This window comes from Thermodesulfobium sp. (assembly GCF_053498235.1).
The window spans coordinates 1-14,213 of sequence record NZ_JBRCUV010000015.1; the positions used below are offsets into that span (position 1 = coordinate 1).

Genomic DNA, 14,213 nt, shown 5'->3' on the forward strand with positions numbered 1-14,213 from the left:
TCATAGTAACCCGAGCATCTTGCTCGGGAGGTGTTAAGGAGTTCTTAGAGTAACCCGAGCATCTTGCTCGGGAGGTATTAATGAGTTCTTAGAGTAAACCGAGCATCTTGCTCGGGAGGTATTAAGGAGTTCTTAGAGTAAACCGAGCATCTTGCTCGGGAAGTGTTAATGAGTTCTTAGAGTAAACCGAGCATCTTGCTCGGGAAGTATTAATGAGTTCTTAGAGTAAACCGAGCATCTTGCTCGGGAAGTATTAAGGAGTGCTTATGATAAGAAAACGAATAAGTGTACACGAAGCAAAAAAACTTTTTGACCTTCCGCTTTTTACTCTTGCAAAATTAGCTGACAAGGTAAGAGCGGAGTTTGGTCACAGGAAGGTAACATACATCATAGATAGAAATATAAATTATAGCAACGTATGTACTTCGAACTGTAAATTTTGCTATTTTAGCGTGCCAGTTGGAAGTAAAAATTCAATTAGGCTTTCAAAAGAAGAAATTTATAAACGAGTTGATGAAGCAGTAGCACAGAAAGCTACTCAAATTATGCTTCAAGGCGGTCTTGATCCAGAGTTTAGGCTTAAGGATATCGTTGAAATTTTTAAACACATTAAGAGAAAATATCCTAATATAGTACTTCATTCTTTATCAGCTGCAGAAATAGATCACTTTTCAAAGATTGAGCAAATCTCCTATAAAGAGGTAATAGAAAAATTAAAGGAGGCAGGACTTCAAGGACTCCCCGGCGCAGGTGCTGAAATATTGGTAGATAAGATAAGACACTCAATTAGTCCAAAGAAGATCTCATCTTCCACATGGCTACACATACACCGAATCGCTCACTATTCTGGACTGATGAGCACAGCTACTATGGTTATAGGTTTTGGAGAAACACTTGACGATAGACTTGAACATTTCAAAAAGGTAAGGAGTCTACAGGATGAAACAGGAGGGTTCATAGCATTTATCCCATGGATATTTAAATCAAAAAACAAAACAAAATGGGAAAACAAAATAGATTACCTAAAAACTTTAGCTTTATCTAGAATATTTTTTGACAATATACCAAATATAGGCGCATCGTGGTTAACTGTTGGGAAGGACGTAGCACAAATAGCCCTTCTTTGTGGTGCAAACGATTTAGGTTCCGTAATGCTTGAAGAAAACGTAGTAGCATCAGCCATGGGACAACAGCATAAACCCCAAAGCACACAAGAGCTTGAAAACATCATAAGATCAGCAAATTTCGAACCAGCACAAAGGGATGCCTTTTACAATATCATAGATGAGTAAACCTATCTAAAGCTAATTTTACAGTGCACTTCTCTTGCTACTTAAGCACTTGTTCACAAGATCCTCTACTTTTGCAATGCCAGTACAAATTACGCTGTCTGCTGCACCCCACCAAAGTCTGATATAGTCTTGTTCCATTAGAGCTGCCGAACAAAATACCACATTGGGCACATATCCAACTCTTTCCCACTCATCTTCAGGCTCAAGAATCCATTCATCAGAGACCCCCAGGATTTTAGACGGATCTTCTAGATCGTGTAAAGCTACACCTAATCTGTATACCGAACCGCTCATAGTCATATAAACCCCGTGAATAATACTAAGCCATCCCTCTTTAGTCTTGATCGGAGGAGCCCCAGGACCAACCTTTAACTCATCCCAGTGATAAGACTTCGGTTTTATCAATATGTCAGATCTCCCCCAATGCACGAGATCCTTTGAGTAGGATATCCAAATAGACCAAGGAATTATATCAGAATGTGGTCTATCTAATCTTACGTAATCATCACCAAACTTTTCTGGAAAAATCACTATATTCCTATGGTCTGCACTTGTAATAAGGGCAACTCTTTCAACTCTTTCAAAGTCTGTTGTTTTCGCCAAACCAATTCTAACGCCATATTCTGAGTACGCACTATATGTAATGTAATATACATTATCAATTTTTGTGATTCGCGGATCCTCTATTCCTGCACTTTCATATTTGGCAAAATAGCCTTCTCTTTCAGGCACCATAAAAGGTTCTTTTTCAACTTCAAAATTAAAACCGTCTTTAGAAATAGCCTTACCCAAAATCGATCTACCGTTAAGTTTTGCTGCTCTAAAGATTAATATGTATTTATCCTGATAAATCGCAATAGCAGGATTGTAAACAGTTGACACCTCATAAGGTATATCATCTTTTGTAAGAATCGGATTGAATATATATCTTTTCACTACCCCCGAACCTTTATACAAATCAAGATTCACAGCTTTCGTCCTCCCTTTATTATTTACTTAATATTTTTTTATAGACACTAATATATTCATTTACCATTCTTTGAGATGTAAATCTTTCCTCTACGTGTTTTCTGCAATCTCTTCGTTTAATGTTATAAATAAGGCTAAATTTTTCTATAGCCTCTTCGAGAGAATCAACCAACACCCCAACTGATTCATTAATTATCTCTCTCATACTACCCCTATTATAAGCCAACACAGGAGTCCCACAGGCTAGTGACTCAACTACGCTTAAACCAAATGGCTCATTAAAATATATTGGATGAAGAAGGCTTACAGCGTTGGCAAGCAGCTCACCTCTTTTATCAGGGCCAACACTGCCCAAATACTCGATATCCTTTGACAAATAAGGCTCTACTTTCTCCCTAAAATAAGACTTATCTTGTATAGGACCTGCTAAAAAAAGCTTCATTTTAAGAGCCATTGCTATTTTAATAGCATCATGAGCACCTTTATCAGGATGCATCCTCCCGAAAAATAAAAGATAATCCTTAGGATGTGGATTGAATGGGAAATTTTTTATATCGATCCCATGATAAATAGTTGAAATGTAGTCAAGATCTGGATGTCTATCTGAATTTGAAATAGATACGTAGCTTACGTGCTTATTATACTTTTTATAAATAGGCAATATTTTTTCAGATGAAAATCCATGTATAGTTGTAACCATCGGAGTTTTTGTAAACCTAGAAAAACAAAGAGGCATAAAGTCAAACTGATTGTGTATTATATCAAAGTCATTTGCCATTTCAAAAACGTTAGAAATATGAAGATACTCCAAAACCTTTGGATCGGCATCTTCATCCTCTTCATAACCTCTTGGCACAACAGAAACAAGTCTAGCAGAAGTAATAGAATCTGCAGTCGCAAATAAGGTTACATCCAAACCGTTTTCTACAAGGCCTTCAGTTAAAAGTGAAGTAACTTGTTCCCAAGGTCCATAGTGCCTTGGAGGCGTCCTCCATGCTATAGGTGCTATCATAGCTATCTTCATAAGGTCACCTCGCTGTAAAGAAAGAACTTATCCATCCTTCCTTGCCATTATAAACTACCTTATACCATTCTTCACTTTCAACTTTTTGTAGATAAGAGCCTTGAAGCCTTAGCAAACCAATTGAATCATCCTTTTTATACATCAAAGTGAGTACATCTCCTGATGCGTCATATAGCCTTAGCAATTCGCCTTCTTTAAAATTTATAAAAGAACCATCAGTATATAAGCTAAGAGCCCTTTTTAATCTGTAAAGCTTTGAACTTTTACTAATAGCCTTTTCAATAACTTCAACCTTCGTGCCTTGCTTTATCATTCCAACAACTTTAGACTCACTAGGATCAGAATACATTATAGTCGGATTCCCTATTACAATCTTTTCAGCTCTATAAACCGAAGCTGATTCATTATTAAATTGTGTAGCATTCCTATTTTCAGAAACTTGTGCGTAAACTGTTAAGGTTTTAGAAGAAATATAGTTTCCATCATAGAAAGAACGCGCCACAATTTTATATATACCTGGCCCTGGAGGAAACCATTGATAATAGAGATCTTTTGAATTTTCTTTCTTGTAAACCAAGCTACCATCTACAAGAATTTCAATTTCTTTCGGGTTAAAACCAGTTGATTGAACTTCTAAAAAGAGGCCATTTTCAATATCTTTAAGCTGTATTGAGTCTCCTTGGGGATAAATAATGTTAATACTAGGCTCACCATAAAAAATCCTACTAGGCTTATTATAAAATTTACCTGCAAAAACACAGATCGCAAATAAAATCGACAAAATTAAGATTATAATTGGAGCCCTAGACAAAAGGGAAGAAAAATACTTTTTTGAAAAGACATTTTTGTACGATATGCCTTCAGGCCTTTCGCACTTAGTATATTTTGCCAACTGGTGAAGTTTTAAAAAGGTTTCTTCATCAGAAATAGCCCGAAACGATGACCTATCATTCAAAAAAACTATATATTCTATCAACTTTTCTTTGGAAAAGGGATGCTTTTTAAAGTTTCTCACACACTCAATATGATCTATATTGCCTTGTAAATAAATAATTTTGCCTACATTTTCCTGAGGAACGAGAATTAAGCTTGCTCCTATTGATAAGAAGTAATCTTTGTATTGTTCACTAATGATCTTAAACATCAGACAAATATAATGTTAATGCTTTATAACAATAAAATACTTCTTCACTTAAAGTATAGGTATTGAGTATCATTTTTTTACCATCAGATTTAAAAGTTATATTTTCTGTCTATAAAGCATTGCTTGTGAAATCGTAAATTCATCCGTGGTCTCTAGATTGTCACCCATTGAAAGTCCTACAGCAAGTCTAGTTAATTCAGGCATAAATCCTAACTTATCCTGTAGACTTGAAAGTCTTTCTTTTATATACAACGAGGTGGTTTGACCTTCAATACTGAAATCAAATGCAACCACAATTTCTTTAGGCCTTTTAGCACAAATCAAATCAAATAATTCCCTCATACCCGCCTTTTCAGGATCAATTCCTTCCAAAGGCACGATTAAGCTGTTTAACACAAAGTATCTGCCGTAATACGATTTAGTCGATTCTATCTTCCACATATCCCTTACATCTGCAACAACACATAAAATTTCATCGCTCCTAGATAAATCCGAACATATATCACAAGGATCTTCTTCAGACAAAGCGTTGCACTGAGAGCATTTTTTTAAATTTTTCAAATTATGCAACGCTTTAATTAGAGAAAGATTCTTATCACTACCTCTTTGAGAAATAAAGAAAGCCAACCTTAAGGCCATCTTTGGCCCAATTCCAGGAAGTAAAGACAATTCATAAGACAGATCGCTTAAGGGTTTGGGATATTTCATTAGAACAAACCAGGGAGCCCCATTTTTTGCATTTTTTTCATTCCCGCTTCCTTTACTTCATCAAGTGCATTATTGACTGCTACCATTATAAGATCCGCTAAAGTTTGTAAATCTTCTTCTTTAAGAGAGGGATCAAGGGTTATAGACTTTATCTTTTGATCGCCCGTAACAACCACCTTAACAAGGTCTCCGCCTGCCTTAGCCTCTACCTCCAAATTAGCAAGTTCTGCTTGAAATTTTTCCAACATCTGTTGAGCCTTTTTCATTCCAGGTATCATAAACACAACCTCCCTAAAATTAATTTATATCAAAGTTGCCTTTCTCAATTTTAATCGTTTTTGATCTCTTTTGCATTAAAGTGTTGAAGAATATCAGGAAAAGTTAAACCAGAAGATTTGACTTTTGATTCCCTTTTAGTTTCTTTTTCGATGAATTCGCTTGCAACTTGAACTTCAACTCCCAATTCTTTAGAAAGTTGCTTTCTTATCATCTCTCTTTCTTCTTTATTGTTGTCAAATTGTTCTTTATGCCATCTTGATTCCTTTTTTGAAAAACCAAAGATAACTTTGTTGTTTTCAAACTTAATAGGTTTAGCTGCAACATACTTCGCATGCAGCAGTTGGTTGGTGCTCTTGATTTGTTCGAGTACTTTTAAATAAGCCTTATTAATCTGATCAATAGTTAGATCTGCGCTGTGCTCTTTAGCGTTATTAAGATCAACATCTTTAATATCTTTAATATCTCTTTTTTCTACACTACTTAGGGATTGCAAATTGCTTTCACTATTTATTTCTACACTACTATTTAAAAGAGAAAATATAGCATAAACTTCCAGCTCAAGTCTCATAAAAGGATTAGAATCATACTTCAAATCGTTTTTCAGACTAATAAGTCTGTCAATAAATTTTAGAGCTTTTGTATCAACGTTAATTCTTGACAAAACAAAATATATCCAAGAATCAACAATTGCAAACGGACTTATAGAAGATGTTCTTAAGGAATCCATAAGATTAACAAGCTCATTAAGATCACCTTCATATAAAAATCTCATTATATCTGAAATGATCTTATCATCAGGTATGCCAAGTACAGAATAAATATCTTCAGTTGAAAGACTTTTCTTTTCAAAAAGCATAAAAATTTGTTGTAAATAAGTTAATGAATCTCTAACGGATCCTTCTGCTCTTCTTGCGATAGCCATAAGCAAATTTTTCTCAAGTTTATACCCTTCAAGGTTGGCTATCTTTTCAAGATAAGATGCTAAAAGTTCAGGATTAACAGGAGAAAAATCTAATCTTAAAACCCTAGAAAGAATAGTTTTTGGAACTTTGTAAGGTTCGGTTGTTGCAAATATAAAAATTGAAAAAGGGGGTGGTTCTTCAATTATCTTCAACAAGGCATCAAAAGCAGAAGGACTTAAGCGATGCACCTCATCAATTACAAATATTCTGTACTTCGCAGACATAGGCGCAATCAAAGCCATCTCTCTTAATGCCCTTGCATCCTCCACACTGCTATGCGTTGCGGCGTCCATTTCAACATAATCAAGCGAATTCTCTAGGAATTTTTTACAAGATTCACAGTTCAAGCAGGGTTTCTTGTCTTTAGAAGTGCAATTAAGCGCTTTTGCAAATATTCTTGCAGCTGTAGTTTTTCCTGTTCCTCTTATACCAGCAAAGAGATAAACGTGCGGAGGATCATCAAGCTTTGAAGCATTTTCTAGAACAGTCTTCACGGCATCCTGCCCAATCATATCGTCAAATGTAGTCGGTCTATATTTTCTATACAATACTTCCATAGTTATTCTGTAGAAGAAAATGGTGTCTCAATAGGCGTCGGTTTGTTTAAAAATCTCAAAATCCTTTCAGCATAAGGAGACAGCTCTTCGTTCTCCCTTCTTATTATAAAAAGCTCACGCATAACATTAAAACCTCTCACTCTCACAATCCTTAAAAGTCCTAAAGCAAGTTCTTTGCCAATCGTACACTTTGAAACAAAAGAAACTCCAAGACCAGCCGCAACTGCATGTTTGATTGCTTCTGTATTTCCTAAAACCATATTTACGTTCAAATCAGATATAGAAAGGCTTTTTTCCATCAAAGCTCCTTCCAAAACCATTCTGGTACCCGATCCCTCTTCCCTTAATATGAGCGGCTCTATCATAAGATCGGACAACTCTATGACATCTGGCCAAGGATGATGAGCAGGAACAATTAAAACAAGTTCATCGTCTCTAAATTTTTCCCTCTTAACGTAAGAACTTTTAACAAACCCTTCTATTAAACCAAAATCTATGTCTTTTCTTAACAGTGCCTCTTCTATACCTTCGGTGTTTTCAACTCTGATAGAAATTATAGTTTGAGGATATTTAGATCTATATATAGCTATAAGCGGTGGAAGTATATAAATACCTATAGTTGTACTAGCTCCAACTACCAGTTTACCAGTTTTGGCTGCGCCAACCTGTTCTATTGCTTTTTTGGATTCTTCCATAGCCTCAATAATTTTCCTTGCATATGGCAAAAGCGCATCTCCTGCGTCTGTAAGCTCTACCTTTCTCCCTGTCCTTTTAAATAACTTAGCTCCAAAAAAATCCTCTAGCGCTTGAATTTGAAATGAAACAGCAGGTTGAGTTAAATAAAGCTCTTTAGCGGCCTGGGTAAAACTCTCTCTTTCAGCTGCTACTAAAAAAACCTTGAATTGTCTTAAATACAAGGTATCCTCCTTTTAGAGTTTATTTATTATTTATTATTTATTTTTACATAATACACTATATAACTCAAATTTTTCATTCAAAGCTAATTTAACTTAAAAAACATTTCATCTAAATAGCTCGCTAACTGATTCTGAAAGAGCAATTCTCTTAATAGATTCAGCAATAAGCCTTGCAACTGAAATAACTTTGATCTTATAACCATAGAATTCATCTGGGTGATAAATAGTATTAGTAACTATAAAGTGTGAAAAATCAGATTTTGTTATTCTTTCAACAGCTGGTCCAGACAAAATACCGTGAGTTGCAACTCCAAGTACTTCCTTCGCACCACTTTTCTTCAATATGTGAGCCGCCTCAACCATTGTACCGCCAGTATCAACTATATCGTCAATAACAACGCATCTCTTACCTTCCACATCACCAATTATATTGACAGCCTCAGCCTGATTAGGAAGAGGTCTTCTCTTATCCACAACTGCGAGTGGAACTCCAATTCTTTCTGCCAAAATTCTTGCTCTGCTGACACCACCTATATCCGGGGAAACGATTACAAGGTTGTCCAGCTCAAAATTTGACTTTAGATATGCATCAAAAACTGGTATAGCAGTAAGATGGTCAACCAATATATCAAAAAAACCTTGAATTTGTCCCGTATGAAAATCTATGCCAATAACTCTATCAACGCCTGCACGTTCAATAAGATTTGCAACCAATTTTGCAGAAATTGGTTCTCTACCCCTAACCTTCCTATCCTGTCTGGCATAACAAAAATATGGAATAATAACGTTAATAGAAGAAACAGATGCCCTCTTGAATGCATCAACCATTATTAAAAGTTCCATAAGTCTCTCATTTACAGGACTAGAAGTTGACTGAATTAGGAATATATCTTTTCCTCTAACTGATTCTTCAATCCTGACGTAAATTTCACCATCGCTAAAACGAGTTATATTTACAGCCCCTAGATTTCTTCCCAAAAAGCTAGCAACCTCTTTGCTCAAAGCCACATTTGAAGAACCAGAAAAGATAGCATAAGAAGAGTTATCCACTAAAACATGCTCCTTTCACTTAGTTAAATTAAAGCCTTATGCTTGATCATCTTTCTTCCTATTCTTTGTTTTTTTGAAAGTTTTTACCCATCCAGCTTTATTCACTTGTTGTGCCCTAGCAATGCCAAGAGAGTCTTCTGGCACATCCCTAGTTATAACAGATCCTGCCGCAACCATAGATCCTTTTGAAAGTTTTACTGGTGCAACCAAAATTGAATCGCTACCCACAAAAACGTTGTCTTCAATAATAGTTTTATGTTTATCAAATCCATCATAGTTACACGTAATAGTACCCGCCCCAACATTCACGTTCGAACCCACATAGGTATCGCCCAAATACGATAAGTGTGAAGCCTTAGAATTACTTTCAATCTCTGTTTTCTTAAGTTCTACAAAATTGCCTATCCTAATATTATCTTTTAGGATCGTTCTCTCTCTTATATGAGAAAAAGGCCCAATAGTCACATTGTTTCCTACTGTAGATTTTCTTACTACGCTATAAAAAACGCTACAATTATCTCCTATCGTTGAATCCTCTATATTAGAAAACGGACCTATTGTGGAGACCCCAATTTTACTATGTCCATATAAAATTGAAGATGGCATAATTCTTGCTCCAGAACTTATTGATACTTCAGGCCCAATCCAGGTTGAATTTATATCAAATATCTGAACGCCATTTTCCAAATGATTTTTAATTATAAAATTTCTAGCTTCTTCCTGAGCTTGTATAAGATCCATTTGTGAATTCACGCCCAGAATCTCTTTTTGATCAAAAACCTCCATGGTATTAACCTTATATCCATTTTTTATAGCAAGTTCTAATAAATCAGTAAGATAGTATTCGCCTTGAGAGTTAGCATTCTTAATATCATAAAGTAACTTTAACAAAGTTGCCTTAATAAGATATATGCCAGCATTTATTTCTTTTATATCTTTCTCAACATCTGTTGCATCCTTTTCTTCAACAATTCTTACAAAGTTATTATCTAGGTCTCTAATAATTCGCCCGTACCCAGAGGGGTTTTCAACTTTACAAGTAATAAAAGTAATATCCTGGTCTAGTTCAGACATCTTACACAAGTTCTGTATAGTTTCTCTCTTTATTAACGGCATATCGCCAGGCAACACGAGCAAAAAATCTTGGCTAGAAAGTGTTTTTATACTTTCATATGCACAAAGAACAGCGTGCGCAGTGCCAAGCGGTTCAGCCTGAATTACATAGTTTATCTCTTTGTCTGAAAAATAACCTGAAATAACGTCTTTATTCTTCCCAATTACAACTATAGGCACGTTATCCAGTAAACCCTTAAAGGACCTTATAACCCACCACAACATAGGTTTGTCTAGAACATAATGCATAACCTTTGGAAAATTAGATTTCATTCTTTTCCCTAGGCCAGCACATAAAACAACTGGATATATCCTTTTGTCATATGTCAAATTTATCACCTTATATATTTTTTTTATAACTCATAAGTATTATTTATATTATATATTTTATATTGAATTATAACATCTTTAATTATAAGTCGGATCAATTCTAAGGATAAATAAATTTATGTTTATAAATTTTTAGAAACATTTCTAGTAAAATTAAAAAATATCCAGTCAACGTTTATTTTTATCAATTAACTTTATGCTTCTTTTGAACCTTAAAATCTTTTTCTTTTGATTTTTTTTATCAGATTCATTATTCTCAGTTGAAAATTCATCATAATCCCTTAATTTGTTTGAAATATTTGAAGCCTCATAATCAATAATTTTCCCTGAGCTATCGATAAGTCCTACAATTGTAAGATTTAGATGTTCTTTTAGATCTATCACTCTTGGTTCTTCAACATACTTCACCTGTTTGTTGTCAAGATATGCATAAGTTTTTAAAATTGGCCTTAATGGTAAATTGTTATTGCATTCCTTTACCACGCAGATTTGATTGTCTGAAAGTAAAACAAGTGTTCCTGGTGGATATGGAACCACCTTTTTTAAAAAAACCCTTAATACATCTTTATCAAAAGCGCTATCGCTTAATGCCATAACAAATTCTATTGCTTCGTTAGGCAAAAAGGGTTTTCTGTTCGGTAAAGGTGAGGTAAGTATATCATAGACATCTACAACAGAAACTATTTTTGCGTAAAACGTTATATCTTTACCGGATATTCCTCGCGGATAACCTTTACCATCAAGTCTTTCATGATGCTGATAAATTGATTGGTTAACAATAAAAGGAAATCCTGCTCTATTGCACAAATCTCTTCCAAGTTTTGGATGTTCTTTAATTTTATAACTTGGGATATCTGTAATATAACTTCCATTTAATACGTTTTCATCATCAATTAGTGCCAACCCTACATCATGCAAGTATGCAATAATCATAAGTGTTCTAAGCCTTAAGTCATTTAAGCCTAAAGCAGTTCCTAATATGCCAGCATAGATACAAACCCTTGTAAGGTGATTGAATATAAACTCTTTATTAGTTCTAAGATCATCAACAACTATCCCAGTCTTACTCTTTGCAAGCATATCGTTTATGACATAGTCAACTGCATTTATAATCCTTTCAGGATTTATAATAGCAGTTTTTCTTGCAGCTCTAATTATTTCATTAGCCTCCTTTTTCATAAACATTTCAACTTTTCTAGATATCGCTTCAAGTGGAGTTATATCTTCATATCCAGGAACTGCAATAGGAACAAATTGCAAACCCAGTTCTCTGAGGTGCTTGATCATACGAGAATCTAAAGGAACGCCCTCGCCAATGAGTAACCTTCCTCTTGAATCAAGCACTGGAGAACTTAATTTTTGACCTTCATTAAGTCTATTTACATCAATTCTAATCAATATTAATTTCACCTGCTGCAATAAGTTTTTACCTAATTCTAACTATTTTTTAAGTAAAAAAAAAGATGGCGAATCAATTCGCCATCTTTTAAAAAATTAACTAGTTCTTCTAATCAACAGGTTGCCACTTTTCATCCTTAACAACAAACATCGTAAGAATCTTATTTGTGGTATCTCCCTTACTGTCAAAAGAGGTCTTTCCAAGCATTCCCTCAAAGCTTACAGTGGGCATAACTTTCAAAACATCTGCTCTATCCGGTTTTGGTGCCTTTTCAAGAGCAGTAATCACTGCAAGTGCTGCATCGTAACCAAAAAGGGCATATGGTCCAGGAGGATTTCCGAACTTTTTCGTATACTCATCAATAAATTCCTTTGATCCAGGAACTTTTTCAATTGCAGGGCCAACGTTACTCGCATAAGTGCCATTAGCATCTGCGCCTGCAATTTTTATAAAAGCTGGATCCTCTACACCGTCACCGCTCACAAAATCTATTTTATTCATACCCAAAGACTTCATCTGCTTAACCATTTGACCTGCTTCAGGATACATCCCACCAAAATAAATAACTTGCGGATTAACAGATTTTATTTTTGTCAAAAGTGCAGTAAAATCTTTGTCTCCCTGGTTTATACCTTCTCTCATCAATACCTTTCCGCCATCAGCTTGAAAGGCCTTAGCAAATTCATCAGCCAATCCCTGTCCGTATGCAGTTTTATCATCCAAAACAACTGCTGTATCCTTCTTCAGTTTATCCTTTACAAATTTTGCAGCAAATGGACCTTGCATGGCATCAGTAGTACAAACTCTAAATACGTTATTAAATCCTTGTTCAGTAAGTTTAGGATTGGTTGAAGATGGAGAAACCATAACTAAACCTGCTTGATGGTAAATTGCAGAAGCAGGAATAGAAGCCCCAGAATTAAGATGGCCAATAACCGCTACTATTGATGGATCTGCAGCAAATTTTTGTGCAACAGAAACTGCCTCCTTAGGATCAGCCTTATCATCCATCGCAACTAATTCAAGCTTTTTGCCATTGATGCCCCCCTTAGCGTTTATCTTATCAATGGCCATAAGCGCACCATTTTTAAGATAGGTTCCCATTTCAGCCTGAGAACCACTTAGAGGAGCTGCAAAACCAATCTTAATAACGTTAGATTCACCTGCAGGTTTATTTTGCTGTCCTGCACACCCCGCAATTAAAAAAGCGCCAACCACAATCAGAACGAAAAACAAACCATAAAATCCAAACCTCTTCACTATAGCACACCCCTTCCTCTCTAACTTAAAATTATCGAAATTTTATAATTATATTCCCATTATGTCAACTACTTTATATGAGTTCTTTTTATGAGAAAATAGAAATAAGTAATTCAAATATAGTTTCTATTTAGACATAAATTCGCTTCATGCTTTCCCTAAAAGACACAAGGATTTCATGCGGCACTGTATCAACTGCTTTAGCCATATCCTCTATTTTCAAATCTTCGTCAAGCAAAATAACCTCATCACCAACCTGAGCATTGCTAACACCAGTAATATCAACAAAGGAAAAATTCATATTAATAGTCCCTCTTAAAGGGCATATATTTCCCTTTACCTTTGCGTTCCATTTGTTTGAGAGCGCCCTTTTTAAACCATCAGCATAACCAATTGAAATAACTGCAATTTTTGAATCTTTGTGTGCCGTATAAGAGTATCCATAAGACCAACTTTGCCCAGCACTTATATCATGAATTTTTACAATGTTAGCTTTTAATTTTAGAATATTTTTTAAAGTAATATTTTTTACATCTGAAGGTAGAGCTCCATAAATTAGTAGGCCACATCTTGAAATAAACTTTGTAGACTCAAAATTTTCAACAGTATTTTGAGAATTTGGCAAATGAATAATTAAATCCTTATATTTCGAAGAGATCCTATCAAATAAAATGAGTTGTTCTTCGGTAATAAGATTTAATCCAAGTGGAAAATGAGAAAAAATACCCATTAGCTTTATATTTGGCAAATAGCTGATCTCTTCTATGAAACTATCTAATTCCTCTGGTTTAACCCCAAACCTATGCATCCCTATATCAACCTTAACATGAATTCCAACAGTTTTAGCACTTTTTTTTGCTATATCAGATAATAGCGAAACCATTTCAAATGAATCCACAGCAGCAAAAATGTCATATTGGACACAAAGCTCTGCTTCTTCTCGAGAAAAAATGGGTACTATTAAAAGCAGATCTCCCTTAAACCCAGAACGTCTAAGCGTTTGAGCCTCTTCTACGTCACCTATAGCAATTAGATTTGTGACGTCTTTTAAAGCATTGGCAACAGGTATAAGTCCCATTCCATATGCATTGCTTTTTATAACCGGTATCAGATCCTTTTTCACATAATTCTTTATTATCCTGTAATTTGATAAAATTGCATCTAGATCAATCTCTAACCATGGTTTCATTTGTAATCTCTCCCTAAAAA

General features: G+C 35.0%; 13 protein-coding genes. 1 reads left to right on the forward strand and 12 read right to left on the reverse strand.

The features are described from left to right. The first annotated feature begins 266 nt into the window (after positions 1 to 266). On the forward strand, positions 267 to 1,292 hold the full coding sequence (locus tag ACWIUX_RS01450) for a CofH family radical SAM protein (RefSeq protein ID WP_448588946.1): 1,026 nt from the start codon (positions 267 to 269) through the stop codon (positions 1,290 to 1,292). Positions 1,293 to 1,310: 18 nt separating this feature from the next. Here ACWIUX_RS01450 and ACWIUX_RS01455 read toward each other — a convergent pair whose 3' ends face one another. The 12 genes from ACWIUX_RS01455 to alr all read right to left on the reverse strand — a co-directional run bounded on the left by ACWIUX_RS01455 (position 1,311) and on the right by alr (position 14,193). Continuing rightward, entirely contained in the window at positions 1,311 to 2,261 is a 951-nt protein-coding gene (locus ACWIUX_RS01455; protein WP_448588947.1) for a glycoside hydrolase family 130 protein, read from the reverse strand. Positions 2,262 to 2,280: 19 nt separating this feature from the next. After that, positions 2,281 to 3,285, reverse strand: a complete 1,005-nt coding sequence (locus ACWIUX_RS01460; protein WP_448588948.1) for a glycosyltransferase family 4 protein — start codon at positions 3,283 to 3,285, stop codon at positions 2,281 to 2,283. A 4-nt stretch (positions 3,286 to 3,289) separates the two neighbouring features. Next, a complete protein-coding gene (locus ACWIUX_RS01465; RefSeq protein ID WP_448588949.1) occupies positions 3,290 to 4,429 on the reverse strand; it encodes a hypothetical protein in 1,140 nt (379 codons plus the stop codon). 96 nt (positions 4,430 to 4,525) lie between these two features. Beyond that, a complete protein-coding gene (recR, locus tag ACWIUX_RS01470) occupies positions 4,526 to 5,137 on the reverse strand; it encodes a recombination mediator RecR (RefSeq protein ID WP_448588950.1) in 612 nt (203 codons plus the stop codon). Continuing rightward, entirely contained in the window at positions 5,137 to 5,415 is a 279-nt protein-coding gene (locus ACWIUX_RS01475; protein WP_448588951.1) for a YbaB/EbfC family nucleoid-associated protein, read from the reverse strand. Before ACWIUX_RS01475 ends, recR begins: the two co-directional genes overlap by 1 nt. A gap of 50 nt (positions 5,416 to 5,465) precedes the next feature. Then, positions 5,466 to 6,935 carry a DNA polymerase III subunit gamma/tau gene (dnaX, locus tag ACWIUX_RS01480; RefSeq protein WP_448588952.1) on the reverse strand — a complete coding sequence of 490 codons (1,470 nt, stop codon included), beginning with the start codon at positions 6,933 to 6,935 and terminating at the stop codon, positions 5,466 to 5,468. Positions 6,936 to 6,937: 2 nt separating this feature from the next. Next, positions 6,938 to 7,852, reverse strand: coding sequence for a selenium metabolism-associated LysR family transcriptional regulator (locus ACWIUX_RS01485; RefSeq protein WP_448588953.1), 915 nt, complete (start codon positions 7,850 to 7,852; stop codon positions 6,938 to 6,940). Positions 7,853 to 7,957: 105 nt separating this feature from the next. After that, positions 7,958 to 8,902 carry a ribose-phosphate diphosphokinase gene (locus tag ACWIUX_RS01490; RefSeq protein ID WP_448588954.1) on the reverse strand — a complete coding sequence of 315 codons (945 nt, stop codon included), beginning with the start codon at positions 8,900 to 8,902 and terminating at the stop codon, positions 7,958 to 7,960. 36 nt (positions 8,903 to 8,938) lie between these two features. Continuing rightward, the gene (gene glmU / locus ACWIUX_RS01495; protein ID WP_448588955.1) at positions 8,939 to 10,345 is read right to left on the reverse strand and encodes a bifunctional UDP-N-acetylglucosamine diphosphorylase/glucosamine-1-phosphate N-acetyltransferase GlmU; all 1,407 of its coding nucleotides are present in this window, start codon (positions 10,343 to 10,345) and stop codon (positions 8,939 to 8,941) included. Between the two features lie 168 nt (positions 10,346 to 10,513). Continuing rightward, positions 10,514 to 11,743, reverse strand: coding sequence for an HD-GYP domain-containing protein (locus tag ACWIUX_RS01500; RefSeq protein ID WP_448588956.1), 1,230 nt, complete (start codon positions 11,741 to 11,743; stop codon positions 10,514 to 10,516). Between the two features lie 109 nt (positions 11,744 to 11,852). Further along, entirely contained in the window at positions 11,853 to 13,004 is a 1,152-nt protein-coding gene (locus ACWIUX_RS01505; RefSeq protein ID WP_448588957.1) for a branched-chain amino acid ABC transporter substrate-binding protein, read from the reverse strand. A gap of 130 nt (positions 13,005 to 13,134) precedes the next feature. Continuing rightward, the gene (gene alr / locus ACWIUX_RS01510) at positions 13,135 to 14,193 is read right to left on the reverse strand and encodes an alanine racemase (RefSeq protein ID WP_448588958.1); all 1,059 of its coding nucleotides are present in this window, start codon (positions 14,191 to 14,193) and stop codon (positions 13,135 to 13,137) included. Positions 14,194 to 14,213 lie beyond the last annotated feature (20 nt).